Source organism: Anaerococcus urinomassiliensis, from assembly GCF_900128425.1.
GTDB lineage: Bacteria > Bacillota > Clostridia > Tissierellales > Peptoniphilaceae > Anaerococcus > Anaerococcus urinomassiliensis.
Map to the genome: position 1 here is coordinate 1,104,835 of NZ_LT635782.1, position 15,038 is coordinate 1,119,872.

General features: G+C 32.3%; 19 protein-coding genes and 1 pseudogene. 1 reads left to right on the forward strand and 19 read right to left on the reverse strand.

Annotated features, from left to right (window positions below; all coding sequences use genetic code 11):
* Positions 1-38 precede the first annotated feature (38 nt).
* From BQ7474_RS06330 to BQ7474_RS06410, 17 genes and pseudogenes are all read right to left on the reverse strand, one after another.
* Positions 39-605: pseudogene (locus BQ7474_RS06330) on the reverse strand (type IV secretory system conjugative DNA transfer family protein); the annotation flags it as partial.
* Positions 598-1,332: a phage antirepressor KilAC domain-containing protein gene (locus tag BQ7474_RS06335; RefSeq protein WP_073998093.1), complete on the reverse strand. Its 735-nt coding sequence runs from the start codon at positions 1,330-1,332 to the stop codon at positions 598-600. The pseudogene BQ7474_RS06330 and the gene BQ7474_RS06335, both read right to left, overlap by 8 nt.
* Positions 1,329-1,814, reverse strand: coding sequence for a PcfB family protein (locus BQ7474_RS06340; RefSeq protein ID WP_073998094.1), 486 nt, complete (start codon positions 1,812-1,814; stop codon positions 1,329-1,331). The genes BQ7474_RS06335 and BQ7474_RS06340 overlap by 4 nt, the downstream gene beginning before the upstream one ends.
* Entirely contained in the window at positions 1,807-2,634 is an 828-nt protein-coding gene (locus BQ7474_RS06345) for an ATP-binding protein (RefSeq protein ID WP_073998095.1), read from the reverse strand. The genes BQ7474_RS06340 and BQ7474_RS06345 overlap by 8 nt, the downstream gene beginning before the upstream one ends.
* The gene (locus BQ7474_RS06350; RefSeq protein WP_050265722.1) at positions 2,631-3,404 is read right to left on the reverse strand and encodes a replication initiator protein A; all 774 of its coding nucleotides are present in this window, start codon (positions 3,402-3,404) and stop codon (positions 2,631-2,633) included. Before BQ7474_RS06350 ends, BQ7474_RS06345 begins: the two co-directional genes overlap by 4 nt.
* Positions 3,405-3,487: 83 nt before the next feature.
* Positions 3,488-3,769 (reverse strand): CD1845 family protein, encoded by a 282-nt coding sequence (locus tag BQ7474_RS06355; protein WP_001267200.1) that lies wholly within the window; start codon positions 3,767-3,769, stop codon positions 3,488-3,490.
* 63 nt (positions 3,770-3,832) lie between these two features.
* Positions 3,833-5,740 (reverse strand): lysine--tRNA ligase, encoded by a 1,908-nt coding sequence (gene lysS / locus BQ7474_RS06360; RefSeq protein ID WP_073998096.1) that lies wholly within the window; start codon positions 5,738-5,740, stop codon positions 3,833-3,835.
* A 12-nt stretch (positions 5,741-5,752) separates the two neighbouring features.
* Positions 5,753-6,226: a transcription elongation factor GreA gene (gene greA / locus BQ7474_RS06365; protein WP_044565470.1), complete on the reverse strand. Its 474-nt coding sequence runs from the start codon at positions 6,224-6,226 to the stop codon at positions 5,753-5,755.
* Positions 6,213-7,190, reverse strand: coding sequence for a tRNA dihydrouridine synthase DusB (gene dusB, locus BQ7474_RS06370; RefSeq protein ID WP_073998097.1), 978 nt, complete (start codon positions 7,188-7,190; stop codon positions 6,213-6,215). The genes greA and dusB overlap by 14 nt, the downstream gene beginning before the upstream one ends.
* Positions 7,171-7,956: a type III pantothenate kinase gene (locus BQ7474_RS06375; RefSeq protein ID WP_073998098.1), complete on the reverse strand. Its 786-nt coding sequence runs from the start codon at positions 7,954-7,956 to the stop codon at positions 7,171-7,173. Before BQ7474_RS06375 ends, dusB begins: the two co-directional genes overlap by 20 nt.
* A 68-nt stretch (positions 7,957-8,024) precedes the next feature.
* A complete protein-coding gene (locus BQ7474_RS06380; protein WP_073998099.1) occupies positions 8,025-8,519 on the reverse strand; it encodes a DUF5673 domain-containing protein in 495 nt (164 codons plus the stop codon).
* Positions 8,520-8,555: 36 nt separating this feature from the next.
* Positions 8,556-9,119 carry a hypoxanthine phosphoribosyltransferase gene (gene hpt, locus BQ7474_RS06385; protein ID WP_073998100.1) on the reverse strand — a complete coding sequence of 188 codons (564 nt, stop codon included), beginning with the start codon at positions 9,117-9,119 and terminating at the stop codon, positions 8,556-8,558.
* Entirely contained in the window at positions 9,112-10,473 is a 1,362-nt protein-coding gene (tilS, locus tag BQ7474_RS06390) for a tRNA lysidine(34) synthetase TilS (protein ID WP_073998101.1), read from the reverse strand. The genes hpt and tilS overlap by 8 nt, the downstream gene beginning before the upstream one ends.
* Positions 10,457-10,825 carry an FtsB family cell division protein gene (locus tag BQ7474_RS06395; RefSeq protein WP_073998102.1) on the reverse strand — a complete coding sequence of 123 codons (369 nt, stop codon included), beginning with the start codon at positions 10,823-10,825 and terminating at the stop codon, positions 10,457-10,459. The genes tilS and BQ7474_RS06395 overlap by 17 nt, the downstream gene beginning before the upstream one ends.
* On the reverse strand, positions 10,818-11,063 hold the full coding sequence (locus BQ7474_RS06400; RefSeq protein WP_073998103.1) for an RNA-binding S4 domain-containing protein: 246 nt from the start codon (positions 11,061-11,063) through the stop codon (positions 10,818-10,820). The genes BQ7474_RS06395 and BQ7474_RS06400 overlap by 8 nt, the downstream gene beginning before the upstream one ends.
* 77 nt (positions 11,064-11,140) lie before the next feature.
* Complete coding sequence (locus tag BQ7474_RS06405; protein WP_073998104.1) at positions 11,141-11,956, reverse strand: YsnF/AvaK domain-containing protein; 816 nt, start codon at positions 11,954-11,956, stop codon at positions 11,141-11,143.
* A gap of 123 nt (positions 11,957-12,079) precedes the next feature.
* Complete coding sequence (locus BQ7474_RS06410; protein ID WP_143179989.1) at positions 12,080-12,304, reverse strand: DUF2382 domain-containing protein; 225 nt, start codon at positions 12,302-12,304, stop codon at positions 12,080-12,082.
* 73 nt (positions 12,305-12,377) lie between these two features.
* On the opposite strand from BQ7474_RS06410, the gene BQ7474_RS06415 reads away from it, so the two are divergent.
* Positions 12,378-13,412, forward strand: a complete 1,035-nt coding sequence (locus BQ7474_RS06415; RefSeq protein WP_073998106.1) for a DNA polymerase IV — start codon at positions 12,378-12,380, stop codon at positions 13,410-13,412.
* Between the two features lie 38 nt (positions 13,413-13,450).
* Here BQ7474_RS06415 and recA read toward each other — a convergent pair whose 3' ends face one another.
* Together recA and pgsA are read right to left on the reverse strand one after the other, a co-directional pair.
* Complete coding sequence (recA, locus tag BQ7474_RS06420; RefSeq protein ID WP_073998107.1) at positions 13,451-14,497, reverse strand: recombinase RecA; 1,047 nt, start codon at positions 14,495-14,497, stop codon at positions 13,451-13,453.
* Between the two features lie 9 nt (positions 14,498-14,506).
* A complete protein-coding gene (gene pgsA / locus BQ7474_RS06425; protein ID WP_073998108.1) occupies positions 14,507-15,037 on the reverse strand; it encodes a CDP-diacylglycerol--glycerol-3-phosphate 3-phosphatidyltransferase in 531 nt (176 codons plus the stop codon).
* Between the last annotated feature and the right edge of the window lies 1 nt (position 15,038).

A 15,038-nucleotide genomic window follows, 5' to 3' on the forward strand; every position in this document is an offset into this window, starting at 1 on the left:
TCCAAGTTTTATTATTTTCTCTGTCCCTATGAGGTTAATCCTTTAGGGTCTGTTACTACATAGGAAGAGTGCATTTGCATTAGATTTGGCTTTACATAAAATCTTGTCTTTCCTGATCCAGAACCTCCTATTACTAATACATTTTTATTCCTAGCGTATTTAGGATCTTTAGGTCTTGAGTTCATTGTAAGTCTTTCAGTATTAGTTATAAGAACATTGTTTTCAAACTTAGGGTCAATATATGGAGCAATATCCTTGCTTTCTCCCCATCTTGCAGATCCATACTCTTTACCTTGCCTATATTTCTTTTTGTTTTTTCCTTTGCTATAAACAATTAGCTTAACAAGACCAGCAACTGAAATACCTATTAACAAGTCCCTTGGATTAAAGCTTGGTATATAAGATAAAGTTCCTATATCAGAAATTCCCACCATTATTCTATCAATAATATCTCCTCCAACATAAGAATTGATATGCTTAGAAAAGATATTTCCAATGTAGCAAAATGATAAATAAGGAATGTTTGATAATATAAATTTCTTTGGGTTGTCTATTTTAATTAAGTTTTTAATATCAGAAAGAATGGCTTCTAATATCTTATTCATCGTAGAAACCTTCACTATCTAATAAAATTAGTAGGTAGTGCCTTCCTTTTGGTGTTATAAATGTTTGTATGCCTACAAGTGTACCTAGTGAATCAACCCATTCTTTAACTTCAAAATATCCCTTGTTCTTATCTGCATAAGGTAAGAGTTTCTTTTTCTTATCTCTATAAATTAATCCTTTATCCATTAAAAAGCTTATAAATTGATTTTGTGGTATTCCTAACTCTTTGGCAGTATTTCTAAAGTTTGTAAGTAGGTTATAATCTACTAATTTGTCATAATAATCTGCCTTTGGTCTTAATTCTTCAATCTCTTCTTCTCTTTCGGCAATAATTCTATTGGCTACCAGAATTGCATCTGCAAATAACTCTTCATTAGTTTTCTTTTCTTGACCAGCTATATATCCTCCGTTTTTTCTAATACTAGGTAAGACTTCTCTAGTTACCCAAGCTTTGAATATTTTTGCTTGTGGTAGTTTTGATGAGAGGATAAGTGAATACAATCCTGACTCATTAATTATTGAAATATTCTGTATTCCTCCAGGGGTGTTCCATTTCGTTACACCCTTATCTTCCTCATCTACATGGTCATAAACAGCTTTTCTTGGATTGACATATCCTAACATAGTTGCTACTTCATTTGCTATAAAGAAAAACTCACCGTCTTTTTCTATAACAGTGAGTTTCCCAAAATCCCTATTTTCAAATGTTTTTAAATTACTTATCATAAGCTTTGCTCCTTATGTTTATTTTTAACTTTATCTTTGCTAATTGTGTCCTTAGCCATATTTTTAAACTTATTTATAGTCTTCGTTATTGAATCTTTTCTATCGGCCTTTCTTTCAGAAGCCTTAACTGCTTTTTTAAAGGCGTGTTCCATTACCTTTATATCCTTAGATTGAAAAAACACAGAGTGGTTACCAGTTTCCTTATCTTTCATAACAGAAAACTTCACTCCGTGTTTATTTAAAATTTTCTTTAATTCTTTTAACTCAGGATCTTTTAGATTAATTTCTTCTAACTGTCCCTGTTTAACCATATCTTTTAGTTTTACTTCTTCTCCGTTATTTTTTATTACATTTTTCAAGCCTCCTTGTTCTTCTATTTGCTTGTGTACTTTCTTTAAAGCATCAAGAATTGCTTTACTTGTTGCTTTTGCAAGCCTTACTTCAAGATTAAGACTCGACCTAGATACTTCTTCATTAATCATCTATTCCACCTCCATATAAAAGTAACTCTTTGTATTTTCTTAACTTCTCTTGTTGAATTTTTCTTCTAAAATCTTCTCCCGTAACTTTAACTGGTATTGTCATTTCAAGTATTCTTGAATATATCCTCTGATACTCAAGTTCAATATTAGGATTTTGAATAATTTCCAATGATAAGTTTGTAGTAAAAATTGTCGGCCTACCCTTTAAGTATCTTGAGTTTATAATGTTATATACTTGTTCTCTTGCGTAAGATGTGTCCCTTTCAATTCCAAGGTCATCTAATATTAACAAGGGAATATTTGATAGGTTATCTATAATTTCATTTGAATCTAACTTAAATGCTGATTTTTGTATTTGGTTTATTACCTGAGATAAATTCATAATCTTAACTTTAACTTGTTCTCTTTCAATTAATTCATTTGCAATAGAACAAGCAAGATAAGTTTTTCCACTACCAACATCTCCATAAAATAACAGTCCAACATTGTCTTTCTTCATTTGTTCAAAACTTTTAGCGTAATTAAAGGCAACCTTGTAGGCTTGACCTTTTTCATTTAAGAATTTCTCAAAAGTATATTGGTGCTGGAGCGGCGATGAGAAGCAATCTCTTTTCAATGATGATATTCTCGTTAATATTTCTCTTTCTGCATTTTCCTTATCTCTCTTTATTTCACATTCACATTTAATTCTGGGAATAAACTTTGTAAAGCCAAGGTCAAGTAATTCTCCATCTACTCTTTTACCACATACCTTGCAATAGATATGTCCATTTCTTTCAATATCATTTTCTCTTAATACAAAATCTTTTAAGTTTTTCATAAACTCTCCCCTATATCGTAATTCATTTTTCTTATTGATTTGTCATTAATGCTTTTCGCCTGATCATTAAGATACCAATTGATTATTGTTGCCTTGTGATCTTGATACACTCTGTTATTTGCTTTCATATATGACGACAACCTATCAATGTATTCATTAATTCTACTTCCTAACTCATTTGTTAAGTCCTTATATTCTTCATCAGTCAAAAATATATTTTTATATATTCCATAAGGTTTTTGCCCTTTACTAAAATCATTATTTCTTAACTCATTATTACTAATATTGTTATAGTTACCTTCCGATTTTCGAAAATCTTGACTTTCGATATTCGAATCTCTTGAATTTCGATTATCGAACTTCTGGAATTTTGTTTTTCGAACTTCTTGATTTTTTAATTCCATATTATTAAATATGCTCATAAAGTCTTTAACATAAATTCTATTAGGCTTTCCCAGTCCTTGTCTTTTCTTTTCAATCAGTCCTATTCCTGATTTAATATCAAGTTCAGCTATTAATTTATTTGCTTTTTCACTGGCACAATTAAATTGATCTTTTATACTTTCAATTGTGTAGTAAATAAAGACTTTTCCATCTTCATCTATCCAGCCATTTTTATATGAAAGACCCATTCGATTAAGCATATATGAATACAAAACTTTAGCTTCAATAGAAATGCTCTCGAAAATCTCATCTTCCATTAATACCATAGGTAACCTAATGAAGTTATACATCTCAGATTGCCTATTATAAAAATAATCAAAATTCATTCCTACCTCCTCTCTTTAAAATAAAAAAAGACGACAGAATTATTGCTTTCTATCGTCTACGGTTGTCTTATATTTATTTTTCTTCAAATTGATTTTATTGTATAGTTTAATAATTCTAATAATCCAATAACATATATACCTAATTTAGGTAATCCAAATGGACTAAATAAAAATGCTAATATTAGTGCTTCAATTACAATTTGCTTGTCTCCTTGAAAAATGCTAGCTATTCCAATTATAAAAATCAAAGTAGAAACTACGCTTAACAACGCAGTACTCAAACTTAATATGAAGGTTAAAAAAGCTATGAGCAAACTCAACACTAATCTTATCGGTAATAAAATTATTCTAATTATCCATCTCATACATACTCCTAAAAATTAAACTGGGATTCATAACAAACCCCAGTTTCATAATTAGCGTGTCCTTTAATATAATTTTGATCCTGCTGGAATATTATCATCCAGCATTATTAAGTTAAGTTTTTCTTCACCGTCATACTCACAAATTGCAGATATAATCATACCTTCTGAGTCGATTCCCATCATCTTACGAGGAGGAAGATTACAAATTGCAAGTAGTGTCTTTCCAATTAAGCTCTCTGCGCTGTAATATTCCTTAATACCAGATAAAATAACTCTTTCTTTTTCAGAACCATCATCTAATGTAAATTTCAAAAGTTTTTTTGACTTATGAACTTCTTCGCAGTTTTTAACCTTTACAACTCTAAAATCAGATTTTGAGAAAGTTTCAAAGTCTACCATATCTTCAAATAATGGTTCAACTTTCACTTTTGAAAGGTCAATTTCTTCTGTCGTAAGTTTGTCGTAAGTTTCGTAAGTTTCTTTTGACAAACCCCCATTTTCTGCCTTTTCTAAGCCTATTGGCTTCATTGTTGGGAATAGCAATACGTCACGGATTGAATGTTGGCCTGTAAGAAGCATTATAACTCTATCTATGCCTATACCTAGACCACCTGTTGGAGGAAGTCCTACTTCTAGAGCATTTACAAAGTCATAATCCATCATTTGAGCTTCATCGTCACCTTTTTCACGTTTTGCTACTTGAGCTTCAAATCTTTCCCTTTGGTCAGCTGCATCGTTTAGTTCTGAAAAGGCATTTGCAACTTCTTTTCCGTTGATGAAGGCTTCAAACCTATAGGTTAGTGATTTGTCGTCATTTTTTCTTTTTGCTAGTGGTGAAATTTCCACTGGATAATCAATGATAAATGTTGGTTGGATAAGTTTTTCTTCTACAAATTCTTCAAAGAATTCTGCAATAATTTCGCCACGGCTTTCTTTCACTTCAACATTCTTATCTTTAGCTATAGCAACTGCATCTTCATAGCTAGTAATCTCGTTAAAGTCTATGCCTGTTTCTTCTTTGATGGCATCTATCATTGGAAGTCTTCTCCATGGTGCCTTTAGTTCAATTTCATTGCCATCATATTCGATACTTGTTTTGCCAAGTACGTTTGTAGCGACAGTTTCTACCAAATGTTCAGTAATTTCCATCATATCATCGTAGTCACCATATGCTTGGTATAGTTCCATTGCTGTATATTCTGGGTTATGGGTTGCATCCATTCCTTCGTTTCTGAACATCCTTCCCATTTCATATACCTTGTCAAATCCACCAACGATTAGTCTTTTTAGGTAAAGTTCGTTTGCAATTCTTAGATACATATCAATGTCTAAGGTATTGTGGTGGGTGATAAATGGACGAGCTGTAGCTCCACCTGCTATTGTGTTTAATATAGGTGTTTCAACTTCCAAAAATCCTCTATTGTCCAAGAATTTTCTGATTTCGGAAATAATTTTGCTTCTTAGAACAAAAACTTCTTTTACTTCAGGATTTACTATAAGATCAAGATATCTTTGTCTGTAACGAAGGTCTGGGTCTTTTAGGCCGTGCCATTTTTCTGGAAGCATTTGTAAAGACTTGGTTAGTAGCTGTGGTGTGTGTGTTTCTATTGATATTTCACCTTGGTTAGTTTTGAAAACTTCACCTTCTACTCCAACTATATCACCAATATCGTATTTTTTAACTTCTTTGAACTCATCGCCAATTACATTTTTGCGGTTTACAATTTGTATGATTCCACTTTCATCTTGGATATCCATAAAGCTCATATTACCATGACCACGTTTAGCCATAATACGACCAGCTATTCTTGCTGATTTGCCCTCAAATTCGTCAAAATTATCTTTGATTTCTTTTGATGGTGTACGGTCTTTGAAATTGACAATTTCATGAGGGTCCTTGCCATTTGCTTTTAATTCTTCTAGCTTTTCCCTCTTAATTCGTAGCATTTCATTTAAATCTTGATCTGTCATTTTCTCTCCTTTTTAATTGATGCCTTTTACTGTGAAGTACATTTTTCCATTTGGTGTTACAACTTCAACCCTGTCATCTACTTTCTTACCCAATAGTGCTGCACCAACTGGTGATTCGTTTGAAATAAATCCTTTTACTGGATCACTTTCTGCAGTACCTACGATTTTGTAGTCTAATGTTTCATCAAACTCTTCATCAAAAACTGTTACAGTATTGCCCACTCCTACTACATCAGAGTTTAGGTCAACTTCTATAGTTTTTGCATTTCTAATCATATCTTCAACTTTTGCTATACGACTTTCAACTTCACCTTGTTCATTTTTAGCTTCGTCGTAGTCAGCATTTTCTGATAAGTCTCCAAAAGATCTTGCTATTTTGATTTTTTCTGCTATTTCTGGTCTTCTCTTTGTTTTAAGATATTCCAATTCATCTTCTAGCTTTTCTAGGTACTCTTTTGATAAAATTACTTCTTTATTCTCTGTCATTTTCTTCCTCTAAAACATCCTTATATTCATCTAACAAACTAAATATTTCTTCTTTAGTTTTTAGTGTATTTACTTTTTCTCTAATTTTTGTAGCGTTTGGAAGGCCCTTTATGTACCATCCAACATGCTTTCTCATTTGATTTACTACTAATCTTTCATCCTTATATAGCAAGGAGAGCTCGTATTGTTCTCTTATTTGATCAACTATATCACTTGGACTGACTTTTTGGTATGATCCCTTTGCCAGGTAATCTTTAATATATTTAAACAAGAATGGATTTCCCATGGCTCCTCTAGCAAGCATTACTCCATCAGCCTTTGTGACATCCATTATATTGATAAAATCTTCTACTGTAAAGACATCGCCATTTGCTATTACTGGTATAGACAAATTTTCTTTTAATATTCTTATATCTTCCCAGCTAGCCTTGCCTTGGTAGTGTTGATCTCGTGTCCTTGCATGTAGTATGACATAATCAATGCCGTTAGATTCACAAATTTTACCAACTTCTAGGTAGTTCTTGTGATTATCGTCTACTCCAGTTCTAAACTTAACATTTATTATCTTGTCAGTTGATTTTCTTAAAATTTTTGTTATTTTATCTACTTGGTCTAGGTCTTTCATCAGAGCAGAACCTTCACCATTTTTAAAGATCTTTGGTGCTGGACAGCCCATATTAAAACTTATTTCTTTTACATTTTCTTGTGGATTTATCTTTTCTTTTACTGCCTTTTCAATTCTTTCTAGGTCCCTACCAAAAATTTGTATATTGGCATGTTTTTCCTTATCAGAAATAAACATTATCTCGTCAGTTTGTTTATTATCAAAGGCCATGGCGTTTACACTAACCATTTCAGTAAAAGTTTTGTCTGCTCCATATTTTTCGCAAATAATGCGAAAAGCAGCATCTGTTACCCCTGCAAGGGGAGCTAGCATTATTTCTTTATTTCTTGTTTCGCTCATAAATAATTCTTAGACCATCTAGCATCAAATCAGGCTCGATGATATTAATATATTTTGATTCTACAGAAATAAGCTCAGAATATCCACCAGTTGCAATAACATTTATATCAGTATTTAAATAATACTTACTGCGTAGCTCTTTCATAATTTGTTCAATCAGACCGTCAATCATTGATATATAACCAAAAACTATACCAGCATTCATACTTTCTGTTGTATTCGTAGCAATGGCACTCTTTGGTTCTCTTAGCTCAATTTTTGGTAATTGGGCTGTTGATCCAAACAAACCATCTTGGGCAATCTTTATACCCGGTGCAATCGAACCACCAAGGTATGCTCCATCTTCGGTAATGACATCAAAGGTTATAGCTGTCCCCATATCCACTATGATAGATGGGCCGCCATATTTGTTATAAACTGCAACAGAATCAACAATCCTATCAGCCCCAACTTCTCTTGGAGAGTCATAGTCAATAGTTATTCCTGTATCAGTTTTATAATCAACTATTAAAGCCTCTCTGCCAAAAAGTTTTTTATTGCAAGACTGCCAATTGTACATTATATCTGGCACAACTGAAGAAATAATTGTATCTTCTATCTTGTCCTTATCAACATTGTGAACGCCGAACATATTAAAAAGGGTAGCTACCAATTCATCGCTAGTACGCTTTAAATTTGTAGCCACTCTATACCTAAATAATAATTCATCTTTATCAAATACACCTAGAACTGTATTTGTATTTCCTATATCTACTACAAGTAACATCTTTTCTCCTTAGAGTAAATCACTAAATTTAACTCTAATATAATACGACAAAATCTGATAAAATCAAGCTATTTATTTAGTTTATATTTTCTAATTAGATTATTAATAGCTTCTATATCTTCTTTTTTTACTTTTACAATCTCATTTGAACTTTGATTATCTTTTTTAATTTGTAAAACAAGATCTGAACTTTCCTTATCAAAGCCCCATTTTTTAAGCTCTTTGTAGTTATAAAAATTAGAATTTGCTAGTATGCCATTTTCCCCAATATACATCTTGTTTTTTGAGTATAGGCCAAATATTAGAGCAAGAACAATCATAACTCCTGCAGTTGCCATACTAGTTTTCTCATTTAATTTAAATCCTTGGTAAAAATTAATAATGCCTGTAACTAACAAAACTATCAATAAAGCTATTTCTAATTTTGAAATTTCTCTACCAAATTCATCAAAATTACCATTTAATAGCGACTTATTCTTTTTTGTTCTAAAAATCCTATATGCAAAAAATAAAATAATTGCCACATATAAAATCAAAATAAACATATCCATATTTCCATTCATAATAAAACCTCCTTAAATAAAAAAGGGCCAACAGCCCTAATCTTGCTCGTTTTCATATACAGATCTTTTTAGTACACCAATATATGGGATATTTCTCATTAATTGATTATAATCCAAACCGTAGCCAACTACAAATTCATTTGGTATTTTAAATCCATACCAATCAGCCTTGATATCTACAAGGCGTCTTTCTGGTTTGTCTAGAAGAGTTACAATTTTGATATCTTTAGGATCTCTTTTTGATAAGTTATTTTTTAAGTTTAGCAGAGTGTGGCCAGTATCTATGATATCCTCAACCAAAAGAACACTCTTATCCTTGATATCTGTATCCAAATCTTTTAATATCTTGACATTGCCAGTTGAAGTAGTTCCCTCATATGAAGAAACTGACATAAATTCAATAACCGTATCAACTTTTACATACTTTGCAAGCTCAGACATAAACATAACTGAACCTTTTAGTATACCAACCATTATCAAAGGCCCTTGGCAGTCCGCATAATACTCGTTTATTATCTTTGCAAGTTGCTTGGTACGAATATTAATACTCTCTTCATCTATCAAAACTTTTTCTATCATTGAATTTGTATCGCTAATCATTAGTAACCTCTATTTTCACTATTTTTTTACTATTTTGATCCACCTTAGCATCTTCTGCCAATCTATTGGAAAGTACCCAAATTATTGTTCCTTCTGATATTATAAGTGGTATTGTATCTCTGTCTATTTTATCAATTTTTTCATCAATAAAAAAATCTTTTAACTTTTTACTATGACCAAAACCAAGAGGTTTGAACTTATCCCCATTCTTTCGAGTTCTAATCTCTAGGGGAAAGCTTAGTTTATCATAGTCAAAATATCCTATAGCTTTTGATTTATCTGAAACTTTATCGACAAGCTTAGCTGATATAATATATCCATTGAAAGATTTTTCCTCTCCCAAAGATAAATATATTTTTTCATCTGATGATGAGTTAGCCTTTAACTTTCTTAGATCGTACGACTTGTAAGATTTTGAAAATTCCAAATCGTCTTTTATAATTTTTTTGCCATTGGAAAGATTTGTTAGATTTATAAAATCACTAATATTACTTTTGCTAAAATCCTTAGTTGACCCATTCAAATCCTCAATTGCATATCTTAATATCCTCGCTTGATAAGGGTAAGATAAACTTTCAAATACTCCTTTATCAAAACTAATTTGATCATTTGAAGTACTCTTTATAGTGTCTTTGCTAAGATTTTTTATATTAGCATCTATAATTTCCAAATCATTTTTTACCAAATCAGAAAGTGAAAATATACTATCCTTAAGCCTTGGATTAATTTCTTCCATTCTTGGTATTATTTCATTTCTTACATAATTTCTAGTGTAATCATTGGAAAAATTTGTTTGGTCAAGGGCGTAGGAAATCATATTTTCATTAAGATAGGCTAAAATTTCCTTTTTTTCAAAAGTTAAAATAGGCCTTATAATATCATCCGAACTAAAATCCATACCTGCGAGGCCATCTAGGCCCGTACCTCTGATCATTCTCATAAGGACAGTCTCTGCTTGATCGTCCTTATTGTGGGCAACAGCAATTTTTACTTGGTCAAATTCTTTTGCTATCTCCCTGAAAAATTCATACCTGAGCCTTCTGCCTGCATCTTCTGATGATATTTTTTTCTCCCTTGCAAAATCATCCATGCTAGCCTTTTTGACTCTCACATCAAGCTTGAGCTCTTTACCTGTTTCTATGACTAGATTTTCATCATTAATAGCTTCTTTTCTATGTAGATGGTTGAGATGGGCAAGGATTATATTAAGATTATATTCTTCTTTTATTTGATTTAATAAATAAATTAAAAACTGACTATCCGGCCCTCCACTTGCTCCTACTATTATGCTATCGCCATTTTCTATAAGATTATGTGAAATTATATTATCTTTAAATCTAGTTAGGATTGTCATTATTCTCTTCGTTATTCTCTACATTCTGAGGATTTTCATCACTAGCATTTTCATCATTTTCTTCAGATTCTTTTTTTACCATGCCTAGCCTTTCTTTGGCTACCTTTTCCTTAAATTCATCTGTATTTCTTATATCATAGTCATCTTCAAGGCTAGTGATTTCTTCGTCTAGTTCTTGCATCTTCTTTTTATTTGAAGTCATTTCTTGGTCAATCTCTCTCATCTCGGCATCCATCCTAGAGTTCGAATAGTAGATAAAGCCAGCAAAAAGAATGGTTAAGATAAGAATCATAACAAAGAATTTAGTATTTTTAGTCTTTCTTTTTTTTGCATAAGACTTTTTTTTAGCCATCTATTACCTCATACATTTCGCTAGCATCAGCTTTTTTGGCTCCGTCTACGATATTTTTGACTCGAACCTTTAGATTGCTCTTGCCAAAGACGATTTCAATTATATCGCCCTCATTTACAATAGAGCCAGCTTTTGCAAGATTACCATTTATGCTCACTCTGCCATTTTCGCAAGCTTCTTTTGCTACTTGGCGTCTTTTTATTATTCTTGAATTCTTTAAAAATTTATCTATTCTCATAAGTAAATTTTACTTGATTTACTAATTTTATCCACTTAAAAAGCCCAGGATAACCTGGGCTAATACTTTACTATTTTCTATAATAGACCGTCTTTGTCTGAATCAACTTCTTTTACATCACCTGATTCTACAACGTCAAGTTTTTCTTTTCTAACTTCTTCAGAAACTTTTTGATTTTCTGTAACATTTTCTCTGTTGATTTCTACTTCTTCGCTTACATAAGCTTCTTTGTCAACTGTAACTCTTTCTTCATGAATTGGAATTCTGATTTCTTCGTCAGTTGAATCAAAATTATATCCATCAGCAACTTTTTCGCCATCTACTGCATGACGTTCAACTGTAACTCTTTCTTTTTCAACTGGAACTTCAATCTCTTGAGTTTCTGTTACAACGTGTTTTTTAAGACCAATTTCACCAGATTGAACTTTTTCTTTGTTTACTCTTAGTCTTTCTTCGTGAAGTTGGATTTTTTCATCTTTAGAAAGGTCATCTCTTTCTAGGATATCTTTGTCGATATAATCTTTTCTATTTTCATATGCAGAATCAACGTATTCAGGATTTTCTAAATATCCTTCTCTTTCGATAGCTAGTACATAATTACCATTTTCTACTGCTCCAATAGCTTCATTAGAAATGTCACTATCAAAACCAAAATCACCAAAGTAAGCTGGATCTAATTGATCGCCTGTATAGTAACCATAAATTCCGTTATATTCAGGGTCTAATGTTGCTCTATTTGCTCTGTCTGCAATTCCGTAATATCTTATGTTGTCATTTGCAAATTCATTTGCAGAAATAACTTCTAGTTCGCTGTCTTTAAATCCTTGTGCTCTAAGTTGGTCGATTCTTGCTAATAGTTCTTCTTCACTTCTGAATGTTTCAAAATTTGCCATTATAATCTCCTTTAAATTAAATTGTAAGCATTCATGCATATTTGTCGTCTTCTATTTCATATATACCCCAGCATAATACTCCTAAACATAAAATAATAATTTTTTATCGCAAAAAAATATCTTTTAATCCAAATCTTCGTAGTTTATTTTGCTTTCATCTATAGAAATGACTTCTTTTCTGACAGGTACACGAATAGTTTCCATCTCTATATATTTTTCTCGTCTTATGATTATTTCTTCAACGATCTTTTTTTCTTTTCTAACAATAACCCTTTCTTCATGAAGGGGTATCACAACTTTCTCTCCTTTATTAAGTTTTTCTAAATATTCATCTTTTATATTATCCATATCAAAAAGTCCTTTCACGTATTCTCATTATTTATACCCAAGATATATGTCGTATAATAGCAGTGGTGATAATATGAACAATATTTTACATATAGATTGCGATGCCTTTTATGCTTCTTGTGAAGAACTTAGAAATCCAAGGCTAAAAAACTTCCCACTTGCAGTAGGAGGTCTTTCCAACAAATCAATAATCACAACAGCCAATTACAAGGCTAGAAAATATGGCATCCACTCTGCCATGCCTGTTTTCATGGCAAAAGAGCTTTGTCCAGATCTTATTTTATTAAAGGTTGACCATCCATATTATAAGAAGAAATCAAAAGAAGTTTTTGATATTATTAGAAATTACGCCATAAACTTTGAGCAAGTTTCCATAGATGAGGCCTACCTACAGATATCTTCCAAAGATCCTTATAGAATAGCAGAAACTATACAAAACGAAGTTTTTGACAAAACTAAAATCAATGTTTCTATAGGGATTTCTTACAATAAATTCTTGGCAAAACTTGCTAGCGATTGGAACAAGCCTCATGGGATTAAAGAAATATCAAAAGAAGACCTACCCGATATCCTTCTAGATCTAGATATCAAAAAAGTCCACGGTCTAGGCAGCCACGGTGTCAAAAAGCTTAGAAAAATCGGTATTTATACTATAAGAGACTTGATGAAATTAGATGAAGAGTTTCTGATAGGACTCTTTGGCAAGCAAGGGAGATATATTTACAATGTGATTCGTGGGATAGATGATAGAGAAATTAATCCAAGTAGGCAAAGAAAGTCTTTGGGGCGAGAACGAACTTTTGCAAACAACACTAATGATATAAATAAATTAAACGACTATTTATTAGAAATTGCCCAAAAAATAGAGAGTGATTTAGCTAACAAAGACTTGCAAGGCAGAACAGTAAATATAAAACTTAAAAATGCTGACTTCAAAACTATAACAAGGGCTATTACCCTTCAAGAACCAGTCTACAAAAAAGAAGATATATATCTAGCCGCATCTGACTTACTCAAAGATTCTTACAAAAATGAATACATTAGACTAATCGGAATCTCAATATCAAACCTTTCTAATAGAAATTCCAACCAGCTTAGTTTTTTATAAAAAAAGAAGTACTAGTAGCCACTAATACTTCTTTTATATTATTCTAAATCCAAGCTTTCTTGAGTATCTTTACCCTTTTCGCCTGTTTCGTCTTCTTGTTCAGGTGCTAATGTTTCCCTGATTTTTCCTTCTATTTCGTTCATTATATCTTGGTTTTCTTCAAGGTAAGTTTTTACATTTTCCCTACCTTGGCCAAGTTTCTCACCATCGTAAGAGAACCATGAACCGGCCTTGTCAACTATATCCATTTCTACTGCAGTATCTAGAATTACACCCGATTTTGATATGCCTGTTCCATACATTATATCAAATTCAACTACTTTAAATGGTGGTGCTACTTTATTTTTAACAATTTTTACTCTAGTACGAGAGCCTATAGAATTATCTCCTTCAGTAATTGTCTTTATTCTTCTTATATCAAGTCTTACTGATGAGTAGAATTTGAGGGCACGACCACCTGTTGTCGTTTCTGGTGATCCAAACATTACCCCAACTTTCTCACGAAGTTGGTTGATAAATACTACTGTTGTATTTGATTTGGCTATAACACCTGTTAGTCTTCTTAAGGCTTGGCTCATAAGTCTTGCTTGTAGACCAACGTGGCTATCTCCCATTTCACCTTCGATTTCTGCTCTAGGTACTAAGGCTGCTACAGAGTCTATAACTATCAAGTCTACAGCACCAGAACGAACTAAAGATTCTGCTATGTCTAATCCTTGCTCTCCAGTATCTGGTTGAGAAAGGATAAGATTATCTATATCTACTCCTAAGTTTCTAGCATAGTCTGCATCCATAGCATGCTCTGCATCTATAAAAGCACACATATTGCCTTGTTTTTGGTCTTCGGCAATCATATGGAGGGCTAGGGTTGTCTTACCAGAAGATTCTGGTCCATAGATTTCTATAACCCTACCTCTTGGTATACCACCGATGCCTAGAGCTATGTCAAGGTTTATAGCTCCGGTTGGGATGGCAGAAACAGATACTCTCGGTGCTTCTCCCATCTTCATAATAGAGCCTTTACCATATTTTTTTTCTATATTTTTAAAGGCTTGGTCTAGGGCCTTTTGTTTGTTTGCATCCATTTTTTTCTCCTAAATATTTTCTAAATCAAGTACTTGTTTATTTTTAACCATATAGTCTACACCAGAAATCACTGTTAGGATAACTGCTATATAAAATATATAGATTCCTATATTGTTTAAACTTTCAACATCAAGTAATAGACATACTAGGGCTATCATTTGGCTGGTTGTTTTTGCCTTGCCCCACATACTAGCAGCTATAGTTATACCTTGGTCTGCAGCAAGAGTCCTGAATCCTGTGATTATTAGTTCACGTGCAATAATTATAATAACTGCCCATGCAGGTATTATTTGTCCTTCTACTAGGACTATGAAGGCAGCCATGGTGAGTACCTTATCTACAAGTGGATCTACGAATTTGCCAAAGTTTGTGATAAGATTGCGACTTCTAGCCAAGTGGCCATCTAGGGCATCTGTAAGAGATGCGATTATAAAAATAATTGCTGCAATGTTGTTCTCTCTACCCATGAAATAATAAAAGGCTACAAATATTGGTATTAATATCAATCTTAATGTTGTTACCTTATTTGCTATATTCATC